At 66.6% G+C, this 25,315-nt stretch carries 28 protein-coding genes and 1 tRNA gene; 15 read left to right on the forward strand and 14 right to left on the reverse strand.

The window, feature by feature from the left end:
• Positions 1–3: 3 nt before the first annotated feature.
• Together HWV23_RS12370 and HWV23_RS12375 are read right to left on the reverse strand one after the other, a co-directional pair.
• Complete coding sequence (locus HWV23_RS12370) at positions 4–774, reverse strand: MBL fold metallo-hydrolase (protein WP_178290707.1); 771 nt, start codon at positions 772–774, stop codon at positions 4–6.
• A 257-nt stretch (positions 775–1,031) separates the two neighbouring features.
• Positions 1,032–1,310: a MarR family transcriptional regulator gene (locus HWV23_RS12375; protein ID WP_178290708.1), complete on the reverse strand. Its 279-nt coding sequence runs from the start codon at positions 1,308–1,310 to the stop codon at positions 1,032–1,034.
• Between the two features lie 347 nt (positions 1,311–1,657).
• Between HWV23_RS12375 and HWV23_RS12380 the strand changes: the two genes are divergently transcribed.
• The 6 genes from HWV23_RS12380 to HWV23_RS12405 all read left to right on the forward strand — a co-directional run bounded on the left by HWV23_RS12380 (position 1,658) and on the right by HWV23_RS12405 (position 7,485).
• Positions 1,658–2,065 (forward strand): pyridoxamine 5'-phosphate oxidase family protein, encoded by a 408-nt coding sequence (locus tag HWV23_RS12380; protein ID WP_178290709.1) that lies wholly within the window; start codon positions 1,658–1,660, stop codon positions 2,063–2,065.
• An 83-nt stretch (positions 2,066–2,148) separates the two neighbouring features.
• Positions 2,149–2,859 (forward strand): class I SAM-dependent methyltransferase, encoded by a 711-nt coding sequence (locus tag HWV23_RS12385; RefSeq protein ID WP_178290710.1) that lies wholly within the window; start codon positions 2,149–2,151, stop codon positions 2,857–2,859.
• Between the two features lie 54 nt (positions 2,860–2,913).
• Positions 2,914–3,813 carry a glycosyltransferase family 2 protein gene (locus HWV23_RS12390; protein WP_178290711.1) on the forward strand — a complete coding sequence of 300 codons (900 nt, stop codon included), beginning with the start codon at positions 2,914–2,916 and terminating at the stop codon, positions 3,811–3,813.
• Between the two features lie 90 nt (positions 3,814–3,903).
• Positions 3,904–5,484 (forward strand): thermosome subunit alpha, encoded by a 1,581-nt coding sequence (thsA, locus tag HWV23_RS12395; RefSeq protein WP_178291666.1) that lies wholly within the window; start codon positions 3,904–3,906, stop codon positions 5,482–5,484.
• A 108-nt stretch (positions 5,485–5,592) separates the two neighbouring features.
• Entirely contained in the window at positions 5,593–6,315 is a 723-nt protein-coding gene (locus HWV23_RS12400) for an SDR family NAD(P)-dependent oxidoreductase (RefSeq protein ID WP_178290712.1), read from the forward strand.
• Positions 6,316–6,366: 51 nt separating this feature from the next.
• Positions 6,367–7,485 carry an ArsA family ATPase gene (locus HWV23_RS12405; protein ID WP_178290713.1) on the forward strand — a complete coding sequence of 373 codons (1,119 nt, stop codon included), beginning with the start codon at positions 6,367–6,369 and terminating at the stop codon, positions 7,483–7,485.
• A gap of 17 nt (positions 7,486–7,502) precedes the next feature.
• Here the strand turns inward: HWV23_RS12405 and HWV23_RS12410 are convergent, their stop codons facing one another.
• The 5 genes from HWV23_RS12410 to HWV23_RS12430 are packed head-to-tail and all read right to left on the reverse strand — an operon-like array spanning position 7,503 to position 11,540.
• On the reverse strand, positions 7,503–7,673 hold the full coding sequence (locus HWV23_RS12410) for a hypothetical protein (protein ID WP_178290714.1): 171 nt from the start codon (positions 7,671–7,673) through the stop codon (positions 7,503–7,505).
• 43 nt (positions 7,674–7,716) lie between these two features.
• Complete coding sequence (locus HWV23_RS12415; RefSeq protein WP_178290715.1) at positions 7,717–9,009, reverse strand: glycerate kinase type-2 family protein; 1,293 nt, start codon at positions 9,007–9,009, stop codon at positions 7,717–7,719.
• 1 nt (position 9,010) lies between these two features.
• Entirely contained in the window at positions 9,011–9,838 is an 828-nt protein-coding gene (locus tag HWV23_RS12420; protein WP_178290716.1) for an SDR family oxidoreductase, read from the reverse strand.
• Between the two features lie 53 nt (positions 9,839–9,891).
• Entirely contained in the window at positions 9,892–10,629 is a 738-nt protein-coding gene (locus tag HWV23_RS12425) for an endonuclease V (protein WP_178290717.1), read from the reverse strand.
• A complete protein-coding gene (locus tag HWV23_RS12430; protein ID WP_178290718.1) occupies positions 10,626–11,540 on the reverse strand; it encodes a rhomboid family intramembrane serine protease in 915 nt (304 codons plus the stop codon). Before HWV23_RS12430 ends, HWV23_RS12425 begins: the two co-directional genes overlap by 4 nt.
• 127 nt (positions 11,541–11,667) lie before the next feature.
• Here HWV23_RS12430 and HWV23_RS12435 point away from each other — a divergent pair, with 127 nt between their 5' ends.
• A complete protein-coding gene (locus HWV23_RS12435) occupies positions 11,668–12,093 on the forward strand; it encodes a VOC family protein (RefSeq protein WP_178290719.1) in 426 nt (141 codons plus the stop codon).
• A gap of 6 nt (positions 12,094–12,099) precedes the next feature.
• Here HWV23_RS12435 and HWV23_RS12440 read toward each other — a convergent pair whose 3' ends face one another.
• Positions 12,100–12,537, reverse strand: a complete 438-nt coding sequence (locus HWV23_RS12440) for a bifunctional nuclease family protein (protein ID WP_178290720.1) — start codon at positions 12,535–12,537, stop codon at positions 12,100–12,102.
• Between the two features lie 61 nt (positions 12,538–12,598).
• On the opposite strand from HWV23_RS12440, the gene HWV23_RS12445 reads away from it, so the two are divergent.
• Entirely contained in the window at positions 12,599–12,928 is a 330-nt protein-coding gene (locus tag HWV23_RS12445; protein ID WP_178290721.1) for a DUF8081 domain-containing protein, read from the forward strand.
• Positions 12,929–13,050: 122 nt separating this feature from the next.
• On the opposite strand, the gene HWV23_RS12450 is transcribed toward HWV23_RS12445, so the two are convergent.
• Positions 13,051–13,845, reverse strand: coding sequence for a helix-turn-helix transcriptional regulator (locus tag HWV23_RS12450; RefSeq protein ID WP_178290722.1), 795 nt, complete (start codon positions 13,843–13,845; stop codon positions 13,051–13,053).
• A gap of 85 nt (positions 13,846–13,930) precedes the next feature.
• Between HWV23_RS12450 and HWV23_RS12455 the strand changes: the two genes are divergently transcribed.
• The 3 genes from HWV23_RS12455 to HWV23_RS12465 all read left to right on the forward strand — a co-directional run bounded on the left by HWV23_RS12455 (position 13,931) and on the right by HWV23_RS12465 (position 15,569).
• The gene (locus HWV23_RS12455) at positions 13,931–14,719 is read left to right on the forward strand and encodes an enoyl-CoA hydratase/isomerase family protein (protein ID WP_178290723.1); all 789 of its coding nucleotides are present in this window, start codon (positions 13,931–13,933) and stop codon (positions 14,717–14,719) included.
• Positions 14,720–14,775: 56 nt separating this feature from the next.
• Complete coding sequence (locus HWV23_RS12460; protein WP_178290724.1) at positions 14,776–15,255, forward strand: hypothetical protein; 480 nt, start codon at positions 14,776–14,778, stop codon at positions 15,253–15,255.
• Between the two features lie 74 nt (positions 15,256–15,329).
• Positions 15,330–15,569: a DUF8142 family protein gene (locus tag HWV23_RS12465; RefSeq protein ID WP_178290725.1), complete on the forward strand. Its 240-nt coding sequence runs from the start codon at positions 15,330–15,332 to the stop codon at positions 15,567–15,569.
• Positions 15,570–16,170: 601 nt separating this feature from the next.
• On the opposite strand, the gene HWV23_RS12470 is transcribed toward HWV23_RS12465, so the two are convergent.
• From HWV23_RS12470 to HWV23_RS12480, 3 genes are all read right to left on the reverse strand, one after another.
• Positions 16,171–16,641: a pyridoxamine 5'-phosphate oxidase family protein gene (locus HWV23_RS12470; RefSeq protein ID WP_178290726.1), complete on the reverse strand. Its 471-nt coding sequence runs from the start codon at positions 16,639–16,641 to the stop codon at positions 16,171–16,173.
• A 90-nt stretch (positions 16,642–16,731) separates the two neighbouring features.
• Positions 16,732–16,816, reverse strand: a tRNA-Ser gene (locus HWV23_RS12475).
• Positions 16,817–16,895: 79 nt separating this feature from the next.
• On the reverse strand, positions 16,896–17,318 hold the full coding sequence (locus HWV23_RS12480; RefSeq protein WP_178290727.1) for a universal stress protein: 423 nt from the start codon (positions 17,316–17,318) through the stop codon (positions 16,896–16,898).
• 69 nt (positions 17,319–17,387) lie between these two features.
• On the opposite strand from HWV23_RS12480, the gene HWV23_RS12485 reads away from it, so the two are divergent.
• The 3 genes from HWV23_RS12485 (at position 17,388) to HWV23_RS12495 (ending at position 20,433) form a co-directional block, all read left to right on the forward strand.
• Positions 17,388–18,356, forward strand: a complete 969-nt coding sequence (locus HWV23_RS12485) for a PfkB family carbohydrate kinase (protein WP_178290728.1) — start codon at positions 17,388–17,390, stop codon at positions 18,354–18,356.
• Between the two features lie 79 nt (positions 18,357–18,435).
• Positions 18,436–19,440 (forward strand): aldo/keto reductase, encoded by a 1,005-nt coding sequence (locus tag HWV23_RS12490; protein WP_178290729.1) that lies wholly within the window; start codon positions 18,436–18,438, stop codon positions 19,438–19,440.
• A 129-nt stretch (positions 19,441–19,569) separates the two neighbouring features.
• Positions 19,570–20,433: a bile acid:sodium symporter family protein gene (locus HWV23_RS12495; RefSeq protein ID WP_178290730.1), complete on the forward strand. Its 864-nt coding sequence runs from the start codon at positions 19,570–19,572 to the stop codon at positions 20,431–20,433.
• An 88-nt stretch (positions 20,434–20,521) separates the two neighbouring features.
• Here the strand turns inward: HWV23_RS12495 and HWV23_RS12500 are convergent, their stop codons facing one another.
• Complete coding sequence (locus HWV23_RS12500; protein ID WP_178290731.1) at positions 20,522–22,999, reverse strand: DEAD/DEAH box helicase; 2,478 nt, start codon at positions 22,997–22,999, stop codon at positions 20,522–20,524.
• Positions 23,000–23,106: 107 nt separating this feature from the next.
• The gene (locus HWV23_RS12505) at positions 23,107–24,060 is read right to left on the reverse strand and encodes an AAA family ATPase (protein WP_178290732.1); all 954 of its coding nucleotides are present in this window, start codon (positions 24,058–24,060) and stop codon (positions 23,107–23,109) included.
• A 144-nt stretch (positions 24,061–24,204) separates the two neighbouring features.
• Here HWV23_RS12505 and HWV23_RS12510 point away from each other — a divergent pair, with 144 nt between their 5' ends.
• Positions 24,205–25,260, forward strand: coding sequence for a S1C family serine protease (locus tag HWV23_RS12510; RefSeq protein WP_178290733.1), 1,056 nt, complete (start codon positions 24,205–24,207; stop codon positions 25,258–25,260).
• Positions 25,261–25,315 lie beyond the last annotated feature (55 nt).

Consider the following 25,315-nt stretch of genomic DNA (forward strand, 5'->3'; position numbering starts at 1 on the left):
AGTTCAGGCCGGTCGCGCTCGCTCGCCGTCCCACTCGACCCGGCCCTCGGCGGCGAGTTTCTCCAGATGCGCCCGGACGGTGGCGCCCGCGAGGTCACGGACGCCCGCGAGGTCCTTCTCGTAGGCCGCGTCGAGAATCGCCGCGACGGACTCGTTGCCCGCGGTTACGGCCTCGAACACGCGTCGCTCGCGAGTGAGACGGTGGTCGATGAGTCGCTCGCAAGTCTCGCGTGGCTCCTCGATGACGGGGCCGTGGCCGGGATAGATGCGGTCGGGCGACAGTCCGAGCACGCGCCGCAGCGAGGAGATGTAGGCGCGCATATCGCCCTCGGGCGCGCCGACGACGACGCTGCCGGCGGCGACGGCGAGGTCACCGCCGACGAGGGCGCCGGCGGCCTCGAAGCCGACGTGTTCGGGCGCGTGACCGGGCGTATCCCGAACGACGACGGGGCCGCTTCCGGTTTCGATGTGTGTTCCCTCACGGAAGGTGCGGTCCGGTTCGACGTCCGTTGCGGCGGCGAAGGCCGACTCGCGGCCGTAGCGACACCAGACGGTGGCGTCGGTGATGGCGGCGTACTCGGCGGCGGCACCGACGTGGTCGGGATGGTGGTGGGTGACGGCGACGTGTTCGACGTTGTCGAGTTCGGCCTCGATGCGTTCGTCGGGGGCCGGCGGGTCGACGAGCAGGGCGTCTTCGCGGCCGAGAACATAACAGGCGGTCTGTCCCGTCGGCGCGCGGGTCGGGACGTCCACGGAGATTCGCTCGATGTGCATACCGGGAGGTGCGACGGGGGAGGCTTAAGAGTGGGCGACGGTAGCGTAAACATCGAAGAAGGGCAAGCATCTGCGCGAGCGAAGCGAGCGCGGTTCCCCGGCGCCGACCGTAGGGAGGCGCCGTAGCGCGCACGGACTGGAGCGGCGCCTCCAGCGCCGCGGAAGGAGTACGCGCGCATATTTTCACCACGTTTTTGCCGCGGAACCGTGTCGCGCCCCTCCCGGGCGCGACCGGCGGAGCGTGCAAAAAGTGGAGTCTATTCAGTAAGGAAGTAGACCTGCTTGCGGGCGTCGTGGAAGGAGTATCGGGAGTCGACGAGGTCCTCGTCCTCGAGGCGGTTCAAGGCGTATCGAACCGTCCGGTCGGGAAGCAGGGACTCCTCGGCGAGCTGGCCCTGCGAGAGCGGCGAGGCGCCCTCCAGCACCTTGGCGACGAGTTTGGCGCTCGGGGGGAGTTCGCGCAGGGTATCGCGGAACTCGGGGTCTGATAGTGGCGAGTCGGTCTGGCGTGAGCGTTCCTCCGTGGTCGTGCTCATGAGTGCCCGTGTGTGAAACCTACTGGTAAAACTTCGCTATATGTGTGACAAAACAATACGTACACTTGGGTGTGTATAATGGTCCCTTATACTTTGAACGCTTACATAGTATGGACTGGCAACAATTGCGGCAAGATATGTGGGTGAAATGCCGGTCCTTCACGGTTCTTTCATATACGAACGGCCAGTTCCTGCGTCAAGGTAGCACCCCCGACGGACAATATACTCTGTATTCTGATATGTAATGCCGGGAAACAACCGGTCGCCGGAATCGTTCCTTCGGATGAAGGTCGGCCGGGATTGTGGGCTAACATGGCGATTATCCGACTGGCGCGCGAGCGGTCACCATGGAGACGATTCCCGAACGGTTCCACAGTCTGTTCGACACCCGGACAATCGCGCACTTTTCGACACTCATGCCGGACGGCACGCCGCAGTCGACGCCCGTCTGGATCGATTACGACCCCGAAGCCAATCGTCTGCTCGTCAACACGGCCCGCGGCCGACAGAAGGTCGATAACGTCGAGCGGGAGCCGAAGGTCGGGGTGAGTATGTGCGACCCCGAGGACCCCTATCGGTACGTCTCCGTGCGCGGAGTCGTCGACGAGGTGACCGAAGACGGCGCAGTCGACCATATCGACGCGCTCGCAGGGCGGTATATGGGCGTCGACGAGTATCCCAATCACGGCGAGGAATCGGGCGCGCGCGTTCTGATTAAAATACGACCGAAGCGGGTCGTCACGAACGGCGACTGACCGGTCCATCGGTACGAAAGCGCGTCTCGGAAAGCGTTGTATCCAGCATCCTTTTATGCTGTGGGCGGGTCGATTCGGATAACGTGAAGGGACAGGAGTGGTATCAGGCGGACGACATCGCGGAAGCGTACGACGAAAAGCGCTTCTCGCAGGGGGGTCGGTTTATCGACCGCCGCGAAAAGGAGGCGGTGCTGAACGCGCTGTCGCCGCTGGAAGACCGGAAGATTCTGGAAGTGGCCTGCGGGACCGGCCGGTTTACCGTCATGCTCGCCGACCAGGGCGCCGATATCGTCGGGATGGACATCTCCGAGGCGATGCTCGAACAGGGACGTCGGAAGGCCCACGCCGCCGGCCTCGAAGACACCATCCAGTTCATGCAGGGCGACGCCGGCCGACTACCCTTCCCCGACAACCATTTCGACGCCGTCTTCGCGATGCGCTTTTTCCATCTCGCGCCGGACCCCGAGGGGTTCATCAAGGAGATGCGCCGGGTCGCCAAAGAGCAGATATTCTTCGATACCTTCAACCGCTATTCGACCCGCTCTATCTATAACTGGGCGCTCCCGATGGGGTCGCGACTCTACTCCGAACGCGAGGTCAAGGAACTCGTCGTCGGCGCCGACCTCGAGTTGGTCGATGCCGCCCACGATTTCGTCTTCCCCTACGGCTTCTACCGGGAGGTCCCGGGGTGGCTGGCCCGCCCGTTCCGGAAGTTCGACCAGACGCTGGGTCGGACGCCCGTCGGCGACAAACTCGCCTCGGTCTCCTACTGGGACACCCGCGTTACCGAGTAACTCGGTGCACCACCACCCGCGGAACTTTTAGGCATCGGCCCCGCTATCCGGTGTATGGACCTCTCGGTGGTCGTCCCGACGCTCAACGACCGCGACGAGCTTCGCCGCTGTCTCGACGCGCTCGCCGCGGAGGACTCCACCGAAACCATCGTCGTTAACGGCCCCTCGACGGACGGCACCTCGGGCATGGTCAGAGACCACGAGGCTGCCGACGTTCTCGTCGAAATCGACGAGCGGAACGCCAACGTCGCTCGCAACGCCGGCCTCGACCGGAGTCGGGGTGATGCCGTCGCCTTCGTCAACCCGTCACTGACCGTCGAACCGGGCTGGCGGGCGGCGGCCGTCGAGACGCTCGCGGATACCGACGTGGCGACCGGCCCGACCCACGAGGAGTTGCGGGCCGGCGTCGCCACCGACAGCGTCGAATCCCGGACCATCCGTGGCCGCTCTGTCACCTACTTCAACGGCGGCAACGTCGCCTTCGACCGCGAGGCTATCGAGGCCATCGACGGCTTCGACGAGTACCTCGATACGGGCGGGGCCCGCGATGCGGCCCACCGACTCGCCGCTCAGGACTTCGGCGTCGCCTGGAGCGCCGAGATGTGCGTCTCCCGGGAAACGGCCGCGGACGGCGGCCTCGCCGAACGCGACTGGACCTCGCGGTATCGGTCGCTTTCCTACCGGCTGGCGAAGAACTACGGCTTCCATCCGACCGTCCCGTATCGGACGGTTCGCCACGCGATGGCCGACGCCTACAGCACGCTCCGCGACGTCGCCAGCGGCGACGCGAAACCCACAAGCTGGTTCGGCAACGGCCGGAGCGTCCTCGTCGGCAGCGTCGACGGCTACGCCGACGGTATTCGAGCCCGCTATGCCGACCGAAGCACACAGCGGAACCCGAACGGCTGGTCGGACCGCACCGACCGCGCCGTCGCCGTCTACGACAACAGATAAACCCCCCGACGCGAGCCCCGTCGAGCGCTCCCCATCTCCCGGTCGTTGCGGAATCTTTATATAGAACTGCTGACCACATATTCAATGAACATGTCACAGCAGATGCGCCAGCGGCGCGGTCAGCCGCTTTTCATTCTCAGCGAGGACACGGAGCGTACCCGTGGCAAGGACGCCCAATCGTCGAACATCACCGCCGGAAAGGCCGTAAGCGAGTCCGTACGGACGACGCTCGGTCCCCGCGGGATGGACAAAATGCTGGTTTCCGACTCCGGCGACGTCGTTATCACAAATGACGGCGCGACCATCCTCCAGGAGATGGACATCGAGCACCCGGCCGCTCAGATGATCGTCGAGGTCGCTCAGACACAGGAGGAGGAGGTCGGTGACGGCACCACGACCGCCTCCGTGCTGGCCGGTCAGCTCCTCGCGCAGGCCGAGGACCTGCTGGACGACGACGTCCACCCGACCACCATCGTCGAGGGCTACCGAGAGGCCGCCGACCTCGCGCTGGAAGCCATCGAGGACGTCACCCTCGCCGACGACGTCGACGAGGACGAACTCCGCGCGGTCGCGGAATCCTCCATGACCGGCAAGGGTACCGGCGACATCGACGCCGCCGCACTCGCCGAGACCGTCGTCGACGCGGTCCTTCAGGTCCAGACCGACACGAGCGTCGACCGCGACGCCATCACCATCCGCACCCAGACGGGTGCCGGCGCCTCCGCGACCGAACTCGTTCAGGGTGTCATCAGCGAGGAAGAACCCCTCCACGAGGACATGCCCCGCGCCTTCGAGGACGCCGAAGTCGCCGTTCTCGACCTCGACCTCGAGGTCCGCGAGGCCGAAATCGACGCCGAATACGACATCTCCGACGTCGACCAGCTGAACGCGGCCATCGAGGCCGAGGAATCCGAACTCCGCGGCTACGCCGAAAGCGTCGCCGACGCCGGCGTCGACGTCGCCTTCGTTACCGGTGACGTCGACGACGTCGTCGCGTCCTACCTCGCCAACAAGGGCGTGCTCGCCTTCGACGGCGTTGACGACGACGAAGCCGCATCCATCGCTCGCGCAACGGGCGCGACGACGGTCGGTACGCTCTCGGACCTCGACAGCGAGGTCCTCGGTTCCGCCGACTCCATCAGCGTCCAGAAGTTCGGTTCCGACGAACTCGCCTTCATCGAGGGCGGCGCGGCCGCGAAGACGGTCACCGTCTTCGCCCGCGGCGGCACCGAACACGTCGCCGACGAACTCGAACGCGCGCTCCGTGACGCCCTCGACGTCGTCACCGCCGCCATCGAGGAAGGCGGCGTCGTCCCCGGCGCCGGCGCGACCGAAATCGCCATCGCCGACCACATCCGCTCGGAATCCGCCGCCGTCGAGGGCCGCCGGCAGCTGGCCATCGAGGCCTTCGCCGACGCCGTCGACGTCCTGCCGCGCACCCTCGCGGAGAACACGGGCGCCGACCCCATCGACGCCCTGGTCGACCTCCGTTCGACCCACGACTCCGAGGGCCGCGCCGGCCTCATCAGCGAAGGTCAGACCGGCAACGTCGGCGACCCCGTCGAACACGGCATCCTCGACCCCGCCGCAGTCAAGCGCGAGGCCGTGGAAGCCGCGACCGAAGCGGCGACGATGATCGCCCGCATCGACGACGTCATCTCCGCCAGCTAAGGGCCGCGTTCCCGTCTTTCGAATACTCCTTTCTTTCGACGCCACGCCGGTAGTCCCGCATCTCGCCGCGCCCCTCGCGTTTTTCCGGGTGCCTTCCAAGAGACCACTATGGGACGACTCGACGACGAGACGGTCATCGTAACCGGTGCCAGCCGCGGTCTCGGCGCGTCGATGGCGAAACGCTTCGCTCGCGAGGGCGCGAATACGGTACTTTCGGCCCGCAGCGCCGACGACCTGCAGGCGGTCGCCGACGAGGCCGACGGCGAGACGCTCGTGGTTCCGGCGGACGTGACCGATGAGGAATCGGTCGAAGAACTGGTCGCCGCGACGGTCGACGAGTACGGCGACCTGACGGGGCTGGTCAACAACGCCGCGACCGGCCTGTTGACCCTCTACGACGAACTGCGGGAGGTGCCCGATATCGACGCCGACGACTGGCGACACATCATGGAGGTCAACACGACGGGGCCGTTCCTCTGTGCGAAACACGCCGTCCCGGAGATGAACCGCGGCAACGTCATCAACATCTCCTCGGGACTCGGCCGCCGTGGTGAGGCCGGATGGGCACCCTACGTCGCCTCGAAGTGGGCGCTGGAGGGCTTCTCGCGGACGCTCGCTGACGAATGCGAACCCGATATCAACGTCAACTGTCTGGACCCCGGCGGCCGCGCCGAGACGGGCTTCTGGGATCACCTGCCGGAGGCAGAACGCGAGTCGATTCTCGACCCCGACGTGATGAACGACGCCGCCGTCCTCTTGCTCGAACAGGGGCCGGGCGGCGTCACCGCCGAATCGATGCCCGCAGGGGACTGGGAACAGCGACTCGGTTGACGGAAGTAGCCGTATCGACGGGTACACAAGCCGCGAACCCCGAGCGCGTTTATGAGCGAACTCAGCGTCGAACCGGTCGAATCGGTCGACGACGCGGACGTGCCGGCGGGCATCGACGCCCCCGAATACGTCCTCTACGGCGGCAAGGGCGGCGTCGGCAAGACCACCTGCGCGGCCGCGACGGGCCTGGCCAGCGCCCGCGACGGGACGGCAACGCTCGTCGTCTCGACGGACCCCGCCCACTCCCTGTCGGATACGCTCGGGACCGACATTCCGTCGGAACCGGCCAAAATCAAAGAGGACATCCCCCTCTTTGCGGTCGAAATCGACCCGGAGGCCGCGCCGGAGGGGCCCTTCACCGGCCCCGAGGGCGGACCCGAAGTCGAGGGCGAGAGCGACGCCGACGCGGGCGGGTTCGGCCCGATGGGCGGCGACGACGGCATGAGCGGTATGGGTGGCATGGCCGAGATGCTCGGCGGCGGTGGCCACCCGCTCGCTGGCGGTGCGATGCCCGGCGCCGACGAGGCGGCGGCGATGCAGTTGCTCTTGGAGTACCTCGACGACCCGCGGTTCGACCGCGTCGTCGTCGACACGGCGCCGACCGGCCACACGCTCCGACTGCTCGAACTGCCGGACGTGATGGATTCGATGGTCGGCCGTCTGCTTTCCTTCCGCGAGAAACTCTCGGGGATGGCCGGCAGTCTCGGCAATTTGGGCGGCCTCTTCGGCGGCGACGATGCCGACGAGCAAATGGACCAGGGCATGGACGACCTGAAGGAACTCTCGGCGAAAATCGAGCGCCTGCGTGCGGCGCTTCGGGACCCCTCACGCACCGACTTCCGAGTCGTGATGGTGCCCGAGGAGATGAGCGTCGTCGAGAGCGAACGCCTCATCGACCGCCTGGAGGAGTTCGAAATTCCGGTCAACACCGTCGTCGTCAACCGCGTCAGCGAGGACTTAGCGGACGTCGCGGACTTCGACCAGGACTGGTTCGTCGCGCCGGATACCGAACACTGTGAGTTCTGCCAACGCCGCTGGGAAGTCCAGCGCAACGCCCTCGGGCGCGCCCAAGAGTTGTTCCGCGGCCGGGACGTCAAGCGGGTGCCCCTGTTCGCGGAACCCGTCCACGGCGAGGCGATGCTCGGCGTCGTCGCGGCCTGCTTAGAATAATCGACGCCGGTCCTTTTTCAGGCACTTCGCGCGATACCGATACCGAGTACGACGATAAGCGCCGCGAGAACGCCCTGTAGAACCGCGTTGACGGGGTCGTCGTTGAGCAGGTTCCAGACCGCAACGGCACCGAACAGCACCGCTCCCACGACGTGTAGCGACAGTATTCCGACGATCCGTGGCTCCACGGCCGGCCTGACGCGGGACTATGGCAAAACGGTGTCGGCCGTGCTACCCGTTCTCGGGAACGACGACGACCCGGAGGTCGTTGACGTTCGTCCCCGTCGGGCCGGACCGGAGCAACGCGTCGCGTGCATCGAGGAAGTGGTAGCTATCGTTCGCCGTGAGGGCGCGGCGCGCGGCCTCTACATCGTCGACCGCGTTCGAATCGACGATGGCGCCCGCGGCGTCGGTGCTGCCGTCGCTGCCGTCGGTATCGACCGCCGCGAAGACGGTACCCTCGGGCGCGTCGAGGGCCGCCGCGAGCGCCCATTCGAGGTTCGGCCCGCCCGTCCCGTCGCCGGTGACCGTCACCGTCGTTTCGCCGCCCGACAGCAGGACTGCTGGCGGCGAGACCGGATTATCGGAATCGAGTGATTCCGCGGCGATAGCGGCGTGGAACCGCCCCGCGTCGCTTGCTTCCCCTTCGATGCGGGTCGACAGCAGACACGGCTCGTAGCCGGCCTGATGGGCGACGTCAACGGCGGCGTCGACGGCGTCCCGTCCCGAGGCGATGACGTGGTTCTCGACGGTAACGGCGGGTGCGGCCTCGGAGGCGGCGGCCTCCAGCCACGCCTCGACGTCGGGTGCGTCGACGTCGTACCGGTCCAGCACCGTGAGGGCGGCCTCGGGGTCGACGGCCGCGGGAACGGTCGGCCCGCTGGCGATGACTGCGGGGTCGTCGCCGACCACGTCGCTGACGAGTAGACCGACGACGGTGGCGGGGGCGGCCGCCGCCGCGAGGCCACCGCCCTTGATGTTCGAGCAGGTCCGCCGCACCGTGTTCACGTCCTCGATGGGTGCGCCCGCATCGAGCAGCCCGTCGGTGACCCGCTGGAAGGAATCGAGCGAGAGGCCCTCGGCCGGCGCACACAGCAGCGCGCTACCGCCGCCGGTAATCGCCGCGAGTACGAGGGTGCGGTCATCGGCCGACTCGGCCGCCTTCAGCACCGCCTCGGCGCCGGCCACGCTGTCGGCGTCGGGAGTTGGATGGCCGCCCGTTCGGACGGTCACACGCTGGGGGTCAGCAGTCCGCTCGTTGGTCACGACGGCGCCGCCGTCGATACGGTCGCCGAACAGGGTTTCGAGGGCCGCCGCGAGGTCGTCCGCGGCCTTGCCGCCGCCGAGAACGAGGATACGGTCGAAGTCGTCGAGGTCGTATTCGGCGTCCCGGATACGGAGCGTGTCGTCCGCTACGGCACAGTGACGACGCACTGCGGTTTCGGGGTTGGCAGCCTCGATGCCCGCCCGCAGGCAGTCGATTGCGAGTTCGTGGGCCGGCGACTCCGGGTCGCGGTCGAACACGCTACGAGGTGAACTTCCGGACGGCCGCGAAGACCCGGTCGCTCAGGGGGTCGGGCAGGTGGCTGGCGAGCAACATCGCCTGTGCGACGCCGCCGACCGGGTAGCGTGGGTCGGGGTCCGGCGTGACCGCCGCCTCGACGATGACTTCCGCGACTTCGGCGGGATGGACCGCGATGGGGCTGTCCGAGCCGAACAGCGAGGCGTCCTCCTGGAACTCGTAGAGGTCCTCGTAGGCGTCGGTGCGGTCGAGGCGTCCGAGTTCGTCGCCGACCCGGTCGCGGAAACTCGTTTCCACGGGACCGGGCTGGACGACGCTAACGTCGATGCCGAAGGGTTCGACCTCCAACCGAAGGGCGTCGCTGTACCCCTCGATGGCGTGTTTCGAGGCGGAGTAGGCGCCCATCCCGGGTGCGGCGAGGCGGCCGGCGACCGAGGAGACGTTGACGATGGTGCCGTCCTCGCGTTCGCGCATGTGCGGGAGAACCTCGCGGATGAGGCGATGCGGGCCGAAGACGTTGACGTCGAACTGCTTTTCGAAGAGGTCGTCGTCGACGTCCTCCAGCGGGCCGTGCTGGCCGTAGCCAGCGTTGTTCACGAGGGCGTCGATGCGGCCCTCCTCTTCCATGATGCGGTCGACGACGCGTTCGACGTCCTCGGTGTCGGTGACGTCGATGGTGCCGATGTCACAGCCCGCTTCGCCGAGTTGCTGGATGTCGGCGGGGTTGCGTGCCGTCGCGTACACTCGCCACTCCTCGTCGAGGAAGGCGTAGGCCGTCGCCCGGCCGATACCCGACGAACAGCCCGTAATCAGAACCGTCCGATTGCTCATACAGGCGGGTCGGCGGGCCGGTAGTTAGTGTTAGTCCTTCGTCCGCCCGGAGACTACAGGTCGCCTTTCAGGTCGTCGGCGTACTGGTCGGCGAGGCGTGTGGGTCGGGGGAGTTTATATTGCCCGCCGCTGGCTTCCACGCAGTCGACGGCCGTCTCCGCGGACACGCGATGGCCCGCCGAGACGTAGAGCGGGTTGATTTTCGTCGAGTCGGGATACTGGCGGCTCTGATAGGCGTAGCCGACCGTCTCGCCGTCCGGCGCGGTCATCGAGTCGTCGGCCTCGATGGCGACGCGGGCGCCTTCCGGCAGCGAATCGACCGACTGGCGCGGGCGGCCACACAGCAGGCTCTTGGCAACGCCGACGGCGGGCGTCTCGAAGATGACGCCGACGTGGGTCGCGATGCCGGCCTCCCGGAAGTGGATGCGGCCGCTGCCGTCGAACACGAGCAAGTCGGGGTCGACGTCGAGTTTTTCGAGGGCGGCAACGATGGGTTCGCCCTCGCGGAAGGCCAGCAGGCCGGGGATGTAGGGAATCTCCAGCGGCGTGACGGCGTGGGCGCGGGCGACGACTTCGTCGCCGCGCAAGACGACGACCGCCGAGAGTGCCCGGTCGTCGAGAAACGCCTGGTCGACGCCCGCGACGAGGACGTCGCCGGCCGGGATGTCGGCGGGTTCGAAGTCGATATCGTCCTCGAAACCCGCCGTCTCGGCGATTTCCCGCTGCATCGCCTCCATCTCCTCGTGGGAAAGGGCGGGGTCCGGAAGGAACCGCTCGCGTTCGACCTTCATGGGAATCGGCCGGGACCGCCGGGGCCGTTACCGCCGCGGCCGGGTCCGAGGTTGACCTGCTGTGGGCCGCCACGGATGCGGTCCTTGACGCGGTTGCCGTACCAGAGGCCGATGACGAGGCCCGTCAGGTGTGCGAAGTGGGCGACGCCGCCGAGGATGTCCCCGGAGACCGCAAACAGCGAGAAGGCCGCAAAGAGGATGGTCAGCGTCCGGATGGACATGGGGATGAAGAAAAACAGGAGCACCTTCAGGTCCGGCGAGGTAATCGAGAGAACGCCCATGATGGCCATGAGCGCGCCGGAGGCACCGAGGACGCGGACCGTCTCGCCGGTCGCGAGGCCGAGGCCGACCTGTGCGAGACCGGCGGCCATGCCGCTGATGAGGAACAGCGCGGTGAACTTCTTGGAGCCGACCTGTCGCTCGACGATGGGCGCGAAGAAGTACAGCGCGATGCCGTTGAAAAGCAGGTGGGTCGGCCCGTTGTGGGCGAACACCGAGACGACCCACGTCCAGACGTATTCGGGGTTGGTCGTGGTGAGCGTAAAGAGGCCGTACCACTGCTGGGAGCCGATGGGAACGCCGAAAAGCGGCGCGAGGAGGTACTGGATTCCGAAGACGACGACGATGACGCCGAGGAACAGATACGAGACGTTGTTCCGGAAGTAGCCCAGCGGACCGCCGGCGCCGGTATCGAGGCCGACCTTGGCCAGCAGCCCCTGCGAGCGACCGCCTCGGCTTTCGACGGAGTCGTCGAAGCCGCTATCGAAGACCCCCTTCGGGTCGTTCCAGTTCTCGAGGCCGGGACAGCCGTGGTTCTCCGGCAGGCGGTGGTCGCTACAGAAGGTCCCACCGCAGTGCCGACAGTTGTACGGCATGTTCTCGTGGGCCCCGCACACGTCACACTTCGCCATTACCCCGTCGTAGCCGTCGAGTCGGCAAAGTCGTTGGGATGTGTGGCAACCGCTGGAACGCCCTCCGCCCCCGCCAAACGGTGCCGCGGCGGCCAGCGTTATCCCCCCTTCACGAGATAGCTAGCCTATGGTCGCCCATCTCGGCCACGTCCACCTGAAGGTTCGCGACGTCGAACGGGTAGGTTCCTTCTACACCGACGTGTTCGACCTCGCGATTACCGAACGGGTCGGCCGATACGCCTTCCTCTCCTTCGGCGAGCAGCACCACGACGTCGCCTTACAGGGTGTCGGCGCGGATGCGCCCACCCCCGCTCCGGGCGTCGGCCTGTACCACGCCGCCTTCGAAGTCGAGAGTTCGGACGAACTGCGTGCTGTCTACGAGACCCTCGATGAGCGCAGCGTCGACGTCTCGCCGGTCGACCACGGCATCAGCAAGGCGCTCTACTTCGATGACCCGTCGGGTAACGGACTGGAGGTGTACCTCGACACGCGCGATACCATGGAGGAGGACTGGGTGGGCACCAACAGCCGATTCGACCCGACGGCGCTGTAGGCCGCCCTATTTCACCTCGAAGGCGTCCGGCGGTTGGCCGGCCGCTTCGAGCACTTCGTCGGAGACCCGAATCGGGCAGTCGACGCGGAGGGCGATGGCGATGGCGTCGCTGGGGCGGGCGTCGAGGACGACCTCCCGGCGTTCGCCGTCGGCGTACCGCTCGGCGTCGATTTTCGCGAGGAAGGTGTTCTCCGAGAGGTCGTCGATGCGCACCCGGTCGATGGCGCCGCCGAACTCGGTGAGCATCTCCACGAAGAGGTCGTGGGTCAGCGGCCGCTCGAAGGGCCGGCCCTCCAGCGCGTGCGAGATGGACTTCGCCTGGTCGGCGCTGATGAATATCGGTATCGCCTCATCGCGTGCCCGCAGCACGACGACCGGTGCGCCTTCGTCGCCCCCCTCTTCGACGCTTACCCCAAGGCCGTGGACGGTCGCCTCGTGTGTCATCATATACCAATCGGGCGAGCGGCACCAAAACTTTTCGCACGAGGGGGTCCCACCGAGGGGTATGAGCGACCCCTACGTCGTCGTTATCAAGCCCTCCGCACGACGGGTGAGCCGTGCGGCGGGCGAGTGGGTCGCCCGGGAGGGCCGCTTCAGGCCCTTCGATTCGAAGGCGCTGGCCCGCGAGTGGGCCCGCGAGGCCAGCCCGCAGGGTCGGACGCTCTGGGTACAGGATGCCCATCCGGACGACGACGGACCCGCGGACGGCTATCTGCTCGCTCGGGCCAGTCGCCTCAGAAGTAACGAAACGGAGTTGCCCGGCGAGCAGCGGGCATTCGGTGACTTGCTCGCCAACGGGCAACGGAACCCGGGGCCGAAGGCGGACCGGTCCTGAACGCACGGGTCAGCCATCGACGGGTACATCCCCACCCCGCTTGCGCGGCCCCGACCGAAGGCAAGGCGGCGAGGGAGCATTAGAGTACCCCGTGCAATCGTTGCACGGTGTGCACACTGGATTCAGAACGCCTCGGCCGGGATGACCGTTGCCTCGGCGTGGTAGGCCTCGTAGAGGTCCTCCGCCCACTCGCGGACGCGCTCGTCGGTCGCCTCCAGCAGCGCTCGGGGAAAGCCCTCGTCGTCCTCGACGCCGATCTGGACGGTTTCGCCGTCGGCGATACCGAGAAAGAAGGGCGGGTCCGACGACATCTCGAGGACCGTCATCCTGCCCGTCGCCAGTTTCTCGCGGAACAGCGGCGCGAACTCCCCTGACGTAATCGTCTCCTTGACCGAGGGCGAGACGATGAGTTCGGCTTCGAGGGCGTCGCTGGTTATCTGCTCGTGTGCGAGTCTCGTCCCTTCGATATCGACCGAGGGAAACACCGCACGGAATCGGTCGGCATCACGGATGCGTTCGACCTGCGCTCGCGCGGGCGTGTAGGGGTCGCCCTCCGACGGTGTCACCACCCTCGCGTCCGACAGCGCCGTAATATCGAGGTCGAACTCCTCGGTCGGGAACCACCGCAGGAAGGGCGCGAGGTCCTCGGCGGCCTCGACGGTTTCGGCGAGGTTCCGCGTGGCCTCGATAATCTGCTGGCCGACCGGCGTCAGTCGGTAGGTATTCCCGCTGTTTTGGACCCATCCGCGGTCCTGGAAATCGTTGAGCGCGCGGGTGACCGTCGAGCGGGAGGTATCGAGGTCGACCCTGAGTTCCCGCTGGGTCGCCGCCCCCTCGTCGAGCAACCGCTCCAACAGCCGGACCCGGGTCTCCGACCGGGTCAGAAAGGAGATGCTGTCTATCGTTGCTTGGTCCATTCGATTGGGTGATGATTCTTCGTGAATAAAACACCTGTCCCGTTTCCCCGCCACGTTTTAATATCGACCACGGGACAGCATCGGTATGGAATCAGTTGGCACGGGTCTGGCAGCAATCGACTACGAGACGCCGCGGGCGGACGTCTATCTCTCGCGGCCCGACAAGCGCAACGCGATGACGACCGACCTGATGCGCGACCTGACGACCGCCATCGAACAGGTCAGCGCGAACGACGATGTCTACGCGATGACACTGCTCGGCGAGGGCCCCGTCTTCTGTGCGGGGATGGACCTCGAGATGATGCGCAACCGGGTCGAGGAGGACTCCGACATCGAGCGGGACGTCTTCCCCGAGTTGCTCGATACCATCGAAACCGCCCGCCAGCCCGTCGTCGCGGGCATCAAACGCGCCGCCCCCGCGGGTGCCTTCGAGTTGACGCTGCCCTGTGACTTCCGCGTGCTCGGCTCGGAGGCGACCTACGGCGTCATCGAGGTGAAACTGGGGACCTTCCCCCACGGCGGCGCGACCCAGCGACTGCCCCGGCTTGTCGGCCTCTCGAAGGCCAAGGAACTCGTGTTGACCGGCGAGTTCATCGACCCCGAGGAGGCGCTGGACTGCGGGCTGGTCCACGAGGTCTGCGAGGACGAGGCCGTCGACGAACGGGCGAAGGCCTTCGCCGACCGTCTCTGTGAGAACGCGCCGCTGGGGCTCCGAGAGGGGAAGAAAGCCCTCAATGCGGCCTTCGAGACGCCGCTGGAGCAGGGTCTCGAACTCGAACGCTCGCTGGGGCGGGCACTTGACGACACCCACGACTACCGCGAGGGCTTCGAGGCGCGCATCGAGGACCGAGAACCGGAGTTCCGCGGCGAATAGGCCTCGGGCCACGAAACTGCCATAAGATACTTTCAGGCCCAGCGATAGGAATCGGTATGCGCTTGTCACCGCTGGCTCTCGGACTCGCGGTTCTACTGACAGTCAGTCTGGCGGGGATGCCCGCCGCTGCGGCCGTACAGGAACGCGAGAACGACCCCGGCGCCGGCGAGGTTGCCGCGGCGTACAACGAGAACGTCGATAGCCTCCCGGGCGTCATCAAAGACCGGGCCGCCAACGAACGAGTCGAGTTGAATATCGAGTCCTCGGAGGGCGGCACCGAAACCTACACCGCCATCACCGACGGTGATGCCCGCATCACCGGGCTTCAGGAGGGCAGCCACGACCCCACCCTCCGTGTGAGCACCGACGAGGCGACCATCCGTGAAATCGCGAACGCGGAGAACACTGGCGCGGCCGCCGCCGAAGCCTACGAATCCGGCGATATCCGAATCGAGGGCGTCGGCATGGTCAACACCGTCACGGTCGAGGCCGTGAAGGTCGGCCACAGCGTCGGTTCGGCGCTCGGCCTCCTGTAACGGCTCTCTTTCTGCCGCTCGCGTTCCCCGACGACTAACGAGGCGTTTTTCTCGCCAGCGTTCCAAGGTCGGATATGGACGACACCGACGGGGGGTTCCAGAAGGGCCGCAAGGCAGCGACGTTCCTCATCCTCCCCTTCGTCGCGCTGGGCATCGGGAATCTGATTCTCATCCTCCAGTGGGGTATCGACCCGCTGTGGGGCTTCGTGCTCCTCCCGCCGATTCTGTTCATCTCGGCTATCGGCTGGATTGCCATCCGCGGCGGCTTCGCCGAGGACCGGACCGGGGACAGCGACTACAACGGCGGCGTCTAGGAATTGGTGTTCTGTAGGTTTTTCTCTGATGTTTAAAAGGGGTCACTACCTCCGAAGCCCTCGGCCGGCTGGCGGTCGCTACGCGGGATATCCTCACTTCGTTCGGATAGTGCCCGCTTAGCGACTAAATTGAACGCCACCCGCCCTCGCCCTTCGATTCCGCCAGGAAACCGCAGCCACACACCTCCCCAACCGACTCCCTCCTTCGCTTCGCTCAGTCGGTCGTCCCTCGCGCGCTTTCGTCCGACCGCCGCTCACGGGTGCGTTCGCGGCGGTCGGCCAGCGCGCGCCATTTATAAAAGCCAGTCGGCCGGGAGGATGGGTCGGCCGCACGGCCGACCATCCGACCCGGGGAAGGGCAGGTGCTGTCCCTGGGGGACTGAAAGGGCGAGGCGCGCGAGACGCGAACGGAGTGAGCGTCTCGGTCTGGCTGAACGGCGAACGAAGTGAGCCGTGAGGCCGTCTGGCGCCGCAGGGGAGTCGCTACGCGGGCACTACGCGAGCGAAGCGAGCGTATCCCGCGTAGCGACCGCCAGCGCGCCGAGGGCTTTCGAGGTGGTTGCAGTCCGGTTGTCGCCAAGCTCAACTTATAAACGAACTCCTAGTGCCCGTTCCGAACCGGGGCGGGAGCGTACGACTGGTCGCGAGCGACGACGGATTCAGGCTCTATCCGAACCAGCAGCGCGGTGTCGGTCGGATCGGCGACGTAGCCCGAAAAGCGGGGGTCCCAGTCGGTACGGTCGGGGCCGAGATACCGGGCCAGCAGTCGCTCGGCGAGGTCGCGGTCGAACGGTTCGACGGTGCCGGTGCCGCGGATCCCGACGTGCTGGACGAGGCCGCGTTCGGCGTCGAAATCGACGACGCCGAGGGCACACCCGGAGTGCTTCTCGACACGGTCGGGGAAGGTATCGGTCGCGGAATCGCCGAGTATCCAGGCGGCCTCGTCCTCCCAGAGATACCAGACGGGCGATTCGCGGGCGCCTTCCGGCGCCGCCGTAGCGAGATGGCCGAACAGCGGCCGGGCGAGAAAGGCCTCGATGCTGGCACCGAGGGTGTTCTCGACGACGTTCATACCCGTACTGCGGGCGGTTCGGGGATGAATGTGGCGATATTTGCCGGAAAAATTGCGGTCCCGTCGCTGGTCGGTGTGGAATGTTGAGAACGCCGAGGAGGAGATTTGAACTCCTGAGTCCGTGAGGACAGTTGCTCTCGAAGCAACCGCCTTGGCCAGGCTAGGCTACCTCGGCTCACCTATTCGTGGGGGTGTGGCGACTTTATGGGTTTCGGTCCGCGGCCGTCCGGTGGTTCGGGAGAGCCGATAGCACCTCAGTCCTCGTGGCGAACGACGGTGACGGGCACGGGCGAGCGGCGGACGACCGTCTCGGCGACGCTGCCCAGCAGGACCCGCGAGACGCCCTCACGGCCGTGGCTGCCGATGACGACGTGTTCCATGTCGTGTTCCTCGGCGTAATCGACGATGCCTCGCGCGGGCCGGCCGACGACGGAGTCGGTCGTGATGTCGATGCCGGCCTCGGCGGCCATCGCCTCGGCCTCCTCGAGGACGGTGTCGGCCCGCTCCTCGGCGGCGGCCATCCAGTCGTCGGCGCTCCCGGGCCCCCACGCCGTCGCACCGTCGACGGGGTCCATCACGTAGAGCGCGGTAATCGAGTCGGCCGCGAACTGTTCGAACGCGTGTTCGAGCGCGACGTCGGAGGGGTCCGAGCCGTCGACGGGAACGAGTACCTGCATGGACGACGGTTGCAGGGGCCGACATATAAAGCCGGTAGGCCTTTGGCCGGCGGCCGTGAGGGCCACGGTATGTACGATGCGGTGCCGTCGCTGCTGGACCGGACCGCACGCATCGCGGCGTTTCCCGACGGCAGTCTCGATATCTACTCGGAGGTCCGCGGCGCCGACGGCGGCCACCTCTCGAAGGCGGCGTTTCAGGACCGTCTCACCGGCGTCCGTTCGCGGGCTTTCCACCTCGACGAACGCGTCGTCGAACCGGGCGGGCAGGCGGTCAACGCCGCCCAGCAGGCCCACGCACTCGGCGACGAGGTCCGTCTCGACGCCTGTCTGGACCACCACCGCCTCGACCTCCCGTTCGAGTGCCACTCCCACGGCAAACCGAGCCGGGTCCATATCCACGAGTTCACCGACGGCGACCTCATGTACGTGTCCGAGAGCGACGACGTCGCGGACTGGACGGCCGCTGACTTCGACACCCTGCCGGACGCCGACGGCTACTTCGGCGCCAACTGGGCCACCGTCGACGGGATGACCGGTGTACTCCGGAGTCTCGCTGGCGACCTCGATGGGGAGGCGTTCGTCTTCGACCCCGGCGACGTGACAACCGCCGACCCAGAAGCGGTTCGGAGCCTCGTCGCCGCTCTGGGTACGGTCGATGACGGTATCGACACCTCCCTCAGCGTCAACGCTCGCGAACTGGCGGCGTTCGCCGACGCCCTCGGCGTGGCGGCCGAGGAAACGGCCGTTCGCGACGAAGCCGACATCTCGGCGGTCGTCGTCCACGAGGAAGAATCGGCTCGCGCCGCTTACGAGGGCGGCACCGCGGTGGTTCCGAACCTCAAAATCGACCACGCGACCCGTAACACCGGCGGCGGCGACCGCTTCGGTGCCGGCTACCTCCATGGCCTCACGGTTGGCAGCGACGTCGAGGCTGCCCTCGCGCTCGGAAACGCCTGTGCCAGTTACTACGTCGAGACCGGCGAGACCGCGACCGCGGACGAACTGGTCGAATTCATCGACGACTGGTCGATGCTGTAGGGGCCGGTTTCGCTGTGGCCCACGCTTCGGGCTTTCCGGTTGCTGAACCCTTTTGCGGCCGTCGCGTCTATCCTCGGGCATGTCACTCGACGACCTCGACCTCGATTTCGTCCAGTTGGGCGAGACGGGCCTCCAGACCAGCGAACTCCAGTTCGGGACGTGGCGTTTCGGCCGCGAAACCGAGGAAGGCACCCTCGAAATCAGCGAAGAGCGCGGCCACGAACTCCTCGATGCCTACGAGGCCGCGGGCGGCCGCTTTATCGACACCGCCGACATCTACGGCGGCGGCGTCGCCGAGGAGTGGATCGGCGACTGGCTTGCGGACCGCGACCGCGAACGCTACACCATCGCCTCGAAGGTCTACTGGCAGACCCGGCCGGGCGACCCCAACAGCCGCGGGACGAACCGCAAGAGCGTTCGTCACCGCATCGACGCCCTGCTGGAACGGCTCGACACCGACTATGTCGACGTCCTCTACATCCACCGCTGGGACGACCAGACGCCCGCCCGCGAGATGATGAAGACGCTCAACGGCCTCGTCGAGGACGGCAAGGTCCACTACCTCGGCGCCTCGACGCTCCGGCCGAACGCCTGGAAGGTCGCCAAGGCCAACGAAATCGCCGAACGCGAGGGCTGGGAACCCTTTACCGTCGCCCAGCCGCGATACAATCTCGTCGACCGGGAAATCGAGGGCGACTACCTCGAAATGGCCCGCGACTACGGCATGGCGGTCTGTCCATGGAGCCCGCTCGGACAGGGCTTCCTCACGGGCAAGTACGACCGCGAGGAGGGTCTCACCGGCGAATCGAAGGCCGCCGAATCCAGCCACTTCGACTCGTATCTCACCGAGACGAACTTCGATGTCCACGACGAACTCGACGCGGTCGCCGACGAGGTCGACGCCTCACCGGCCCAGACCGCGCTGGCGTGGCTCATGCACCGCGAGGGAGTCACCGCGCCCATCGTCGGCGCGCGAACGGTCGAACAACTCGAGGAGAACCTGCGTGCGGCCGAAATCGACCTCTCCGATGAGCAGGTCGACCGCCTGACCGAAGCCAAGGGCGGCCCGTACGCGGGGCTGTAGCGGCCTCACACAGCAGATACACCACGGCAGAGGTGGTGACGCGGGGGTGTGCCACTCAAGCGAGCCGGTCACCTGAAACCATAGCAGGCAAATGAGCGACATTCGAACCACCACTAAGAGCTACGAGAAATGATAGCGGTATCCGGAGAGGCAGTCGTCGAGTTCGTGACGACGGTCTTCGTGCTCTCGACGATGTTCTCGATGGGGGTGAAGTTATCCGTTAGCCAGCTCCTCGACGCGCTCCGGGAACGACAGCTGCTGGTCAAATCCTTGGCCGTGAACCTCGTTGCGGTTCCGCTAATTGCCTATCTCCTCGTTCGGACGGTCTCGGTGGAGACCGGGTTCGCGGCCGGCATCGTGCTGCTCGCGGTCTCGCCCGGTGCCCCGTTCGGCCCGAAACTCGCGGAGATTTCGGACAGCGACGTGGCGTTCGCGAGCGGCCTCATGGCGATTCTCTGTATGCTCTCGGTCGTGACGATTCCTGTCTCCCTGTTGCTGTTGCTCCCCGGCGACGTCACCGTCGACCCGCTCGCAATCGGGCGGATGGTGCTGGGCATCCAACTGGTTCCGCTACTGCTCGGGCTCGGAACGTCGTTCGCCCTCCCGTCGCTCGCAGAGCGGCTGTACCCCCCTGTTCAGCGACTCTCCGACCACACGTTCATCGGGCTGATTCTGCTGTTAGTGGTCGTCTACAGCGACAGTATGGTGTCCCTCGTCGGGACGGGAACACTCGGGCTCTCGGCCATCGCCGTAGGCGCGTCGTTGGTCCTCGGATACGGTCTCGGTGGGCCAGCACGGGGGACTCGAGAGGTGTTGGCGACGACGACTGCCGCCCGAAACGCGGCGATTGCGCTGTTTATCGCGACGACCGGGTTCTCGGACCCGAACGTCCTCACGACCGTCCTCGCGTTCTCGTTTATCGGGGTCGTTGGCTCCGGATTGATCGCGGGCGTGTGGCGACGACAGGTCAAACCGGTTTCATCACACGGCTAACGCAGCACGGCGCCGTGATAGATGCGTTTGGTCGTCGAATGAAGTAAAACCGACTTCGCTGTCGATTGGCCCGAATCTCGGTCCCGACTCAGTCCTCGCTGTCGGCGTAGGTGCTGCCCGTAATCTCCCGAATCCGCTCGGCGGTCACCTCACCGACGCCGTCGACTTCCTGCAGGTCGTCCTCGTCGGCAGTCATCACGGCCTCGACGCTGCCGAAGTGCTCCAGCAGGCCGCGGGCAGTAATCGGGCCGACCTCGGCGACCGACGACACGACGTACTCCTGTTTCTCAGTGAGCGTCTTGCCGCCCTTCTCGCCGTGGACCGACACCTCGCGATCGTCGGTCTCCTGTTCGCGCGTGGCGATGACCTCCAGCAGGTCGGCGGTCTCCTCTGGGTCAGTCGTCTGCATCACGCTCGCCCCGAAATCGACCGCCAGTGAGGCCAGCGCGCCCCGAATCGCGTTCGGGTGGACGTTCCGTTTCTCGTAGAGGCCTTCGCCCTCGATGATGACGACGGGCCGACCGTAGTAGCGGGCGGCCGACCCGACCTGTTCGAACATCGAGCGGTCGCCGCCGGTCAGCGTATCGAGGAAGTCCTCGACGGCCTTCCGTTCGACGACGACGCGGTCCGAGAGGACGTAGTCGCCGACGTCGAGGGTTTCGAGTTGCGTCTCGATGCCCTCGCGGGTCGAGAGGTCCCGGGCGATGTGGGAGTCGAGTTCCCGCTGGTCGGCGACGATTTCGACCGTCTCGCCGTCCGGTTCGGCGACGGGGACGGATTCAGGTTCCTCGTCGGGTTCGGCGTCTACCTCCGAGGCGAAATCGGTGAGGCCGGCCTGTCCGTCGCTGCCGTCGGACGAATCGGTCGTTTTGCCGGTCTCGGTTTCGGATTCGTCGTCGGCCCCTCCGGCCGACGGTTCGGTTTCATCGGCATCCGAGTCCGTCTCCTCTTCGTCATCCGCATCTTCGGCCTCCCCCTCGAACTCCGAGAGGCCCTTCTGCTGGGCGATTTCGGCCTCGATTTCGCCCTCGATGTTCTTCAGTTTCCGGAGTTCCTCCTCCATCTTGTCTTCCTCCCTGCGCGAAATCCAGAAGAACGCCTCGTCGCGGGTGTCCTCGGCCAGCAGGACGACGACTGCGCCCTCGCTGGCGCGGCCGGTTCGGCCCTTCCGCTGGATGGAGCGAATCCCCTTCGGGACGGGTTCGTAGAATAACACGAGGTCGACGTCCGGGACGTCCAGTCCCTCCTCGGCGACGCTCGTGGAGACGAGCACCTCGAACTCCCCATTGCGGAACGCGTCGAGCGTCTCCTTCTGTTCCTTCTGGGTCATCCCGTCTGAGCCTTCCTTGTCACCTTGTCCGACGAACCGCTGAGTCTCGAAGTGTTCGCCGAGGAACTCCGTCAGCGTCTCGGCGGTGTCGCGGGATTCGGTGAAGACGATGACGCGTTCGCCGTTCTCGATGCCGAGCGTCTGCGCGAGCAGGATGCGCGTCCGGCGGAACTTGGGATGGAGGTCGTCGAACTCCTCGGCTTTCCGCATCGCCTCCTTGACCTTCGGTTCGGAGACGAACCGCTGGGAGGCCTTCGAGGACCCCGAGGAGCGGGCGGCATCGCGCTGGCGTTCGAAATACCGGCGGAGCGATTCGACGCTCTGGGTCTCGACGAGTTCGACGGCCCGCCGGAGTTTCATTATCTCCGCGTGGGCGGACATGCCCTTGTAGCCGTTGCTGTCGTCGCTGTTGATGAGTTGCTGGAGTTTCGCCCGAATCTTGTTGAGGTCCCGCTGGGACATGTTCGGGTCCGTCGAGTTCGTGACGCCGAGTCCCTTCAGTTTCTCCAGCCGCTCGGAAATCACTTCGTTGAGCGCGTCCCGAATCTCGATAACGGTGTCCGGCAGTTCGACGCGCTCCCACTCGACGGAGGTCTCGTGGGTGTGTTCCTTGACGTCGGCGTCGTCCTCGGTCATCACCGCCACGTCCCGAAGCCCGAGGTTGTCGCAGACGGTGAGGATTTCCTCCTTGTCGCCGCCCGGCGAGGCGCTCATACCCGTCACGAGCGGTCGGTCGGCGTCTTGGTGGTAGCGGTCGGCGATGTAGTTGTAGGCGTAATCGCCGGTCGCGCGGTGGCACTCGTCGAAGGTGATGTGGGTGACTGCGGACAGCGAGACGCGGTTGCCGACGAGGTCGTTCTCGACGACCTGTGGGGTCGCACAGATTACGCGGGCGTCGTCCCACAGTTCGGCGCGGTCGTCGGGCCGGACGTCGCCGGTGAAGACGACCACCTCGTCGTCGTCGACGTCGAGGGCCTCCCGGTAGAAGGTCGCGTGCTGCTGGACGAGGGGCTTGGTGGGGGCGAGCAGGAGGGATTTGCCGCCGTACTCGGCGAGGCGGTGGGCCGTCACGAGCAGGCTCACGGCCGTCTTCCCGAGGCCCGTCGGGAGACAGACGAGCGTGTGGCCGGCCTTGGCCGTCTCGGCCAGTTCCCGCTGGTAGCGGCGGTCCTCGATGAAGCCGTCGACCAACATCGGCCCCTCGATGTACTCCGCGTCCTCGGTGGCTGTCGCCATCTACTCCTCGCTTCGTCGTTTCGGCGGATAAGGGTTCGGTCAGCGGAGTGGAAGTGAAAAACCGAGGTGGCGGGGCCGATAGTGGGAGATGCGCACTGACCGTTCGCCTACTCGACTGTCGGCACGGGCACGGAATCGAGCGTATCGGCGATGACGTCGGCCTTGCTGACGCCGGAAACGGTGGCGTCGGCGGTCAGCACGATACGGTGGGCGAAGACGGGCTGGATGCTTTCGGCGATGTGGTCGGGGGTGACGAACTCCCGACCGTCGATGACTGCGCGGGCACGGGCGGCCTCGAAGAGTCGCTGGACGCCGCGCGGGGAGACGCCCACGTCGACGCGGCCGTCCTCGCGGGTCGCACGCCCGAGTTCGGCCATATAGGTCAGCAGGTCGTCGTCGACGCGGACGTTTTCGGGTGCCTCCCGGAGGTCCTCGACCGCGTCGGCGTCGATGACCGAATCGATGCTCGGACTGCGTTCGAGGCGGCCGGCCCGCCGTCGGAGGAGTTCCACCTCGCCGTCGAGGTCCGGATAGCCCATCGACGTCTTGACGATGAATCGGTCCAGTTGCGCCTCGGGAAGCGGGAACGTCCCCTCCTGTTCGACGGGGTTCTGCGTGGCGATGACGAAGAACGGGGAGGGTAGTGGGTGGGTCTCGCCGCCGACGGTGACCTGTCCCTCTTCCATGGCTTCCAGCAGGGCGGCCTGGGTCTTCGGCGGCGCACGGTTGATCTCGTCGGCCAGCACGACGTTGGCGAAAATCGGGCCGGGGGAGAACTCGAACTCGCGGTCCTTCTCGTCGAAGACGTTGGTCCCGGTCACGTCGCTCGGAAGCAGGTCGGGCGTGAACTGGATGCGGGAGAATTCGAGGCCGAGCGCCGTCGCGAGCGTCCGGGCGGTCAGCGTCTTGCCGGTGCCTGGCACGTCCTCGACCAGCGCGTGCCCGCGGGCCAGCACGGCGACGAGCAGGTCCTCGAAGAACGCCTCATCGCCGATGACCGTCTCGCCGATGGCGTCGACGACTTCGCGGCAGACGTCGTGGGGGGCGGGGTCAGGGCTCACACCATGGCCTGTGTCGGCGGCGGACAAAAGCGCTGGTGTGGACGGGAGCCGCCAGTTCCCGACGTCTGGGTCGGCCGATTCGTTCCAGCCCACCTGCTGTTCCGTCTCCGAAGGTGGTTTTCGGGATGAAGCCTAACGCGGGGTATGGACCAGCAAACACGCCGGGGCTTTCTCGCGGGGGCCGCGGGCATCGCCGCCGGCCTCGCGGGGTGTTCGACCGGCCGCCGGCAGTCGCCGGACCCGGTCGAGGTGCCACAGCAGGAGTCCCCAAGTGATTCGCGGTACGCCGCCGTCTACGACGCGATTATCGATTCGGTCGCCTTCGTCGGCGACTCGACGGGCGGTGGTTCCGGCTTCGTCTACGACGGCTACGTCATCACCAACCAGCACGTCGCTCGGGACGCCGAGACGATGGACGTCCGTTTCGAGGGCGGCGACTGGCGCGAGGCGGGCGTCACCGCGACCGACGCCTACGCCGACCTCGCGGTGCTATCGACGGACGTTCCCGACTACGCCCGGCCGCTGTCGTTCGTCGATAGCGTGCCGCCGGTCGGCAGCGAGGTCGTCGCCCTCGGGAGTCCCTTCGGCCTCGAATCGTCGATTTCAGCGGGTATCATCAGTGGGAAGAACCGCGCGCTCCGGAACCCGGTGACGAACTTCTCGATTCCCAACACCGTCCAGACCGACGCGGGACTTGACCCCGGCAACAGCGGCGGCCCACTGGTGACGATGGACGGCGAGGTGACCGGCATCAACGTCGCGGGCGCCGGCACGAGCGTCGGCTTTGCCATCTCGCCGCTTTTAGCGGCGCGCATCCTCCCGGAACTCATCGAGACGGGCACCTACGACCACCCGTTCCTCGGGATTACGCTGCTGTCGGTGACGCCGACCATCGCCGAGGCCAACGACCTCGACACCCCACGCGGCGTCCTCGTGGTCGATATCCTCGATTCGGGGCCGTCGAACCAGACCCTGCAGGGGTCGGACGGCGAGGAAATCGTCGACGGCCGACGCGTCCCGACCGGCGGCGACGTCCTCGTCGAACTGGCGGGCAACGAAATCCGGTCCGACGCCGACCTCGGGACGACCATCGCCCTGGAACTGTCGCCCGGTGACCGCGTGCCCGCGACGGTCATCCGCGACGGCGAAGAGCGCGAGATTCAGGTGCCTATCGGCACTCGGCCGGAACCGAACCGGTAATTCGCGGCGAACCCGCAGCGTTGAGGCCTCCCCCGACCGTTTCAGTTCCTGAAAT

The sequence above is a fragment of the Natronomonas halophila genome (assembly GCF_013391085.1).
Lineage (GTDB): Archaea > Halobacteriota > Halobacteria > Halobacteriales > Haloarculaceae > Natronomonas > Natronomonas halophila.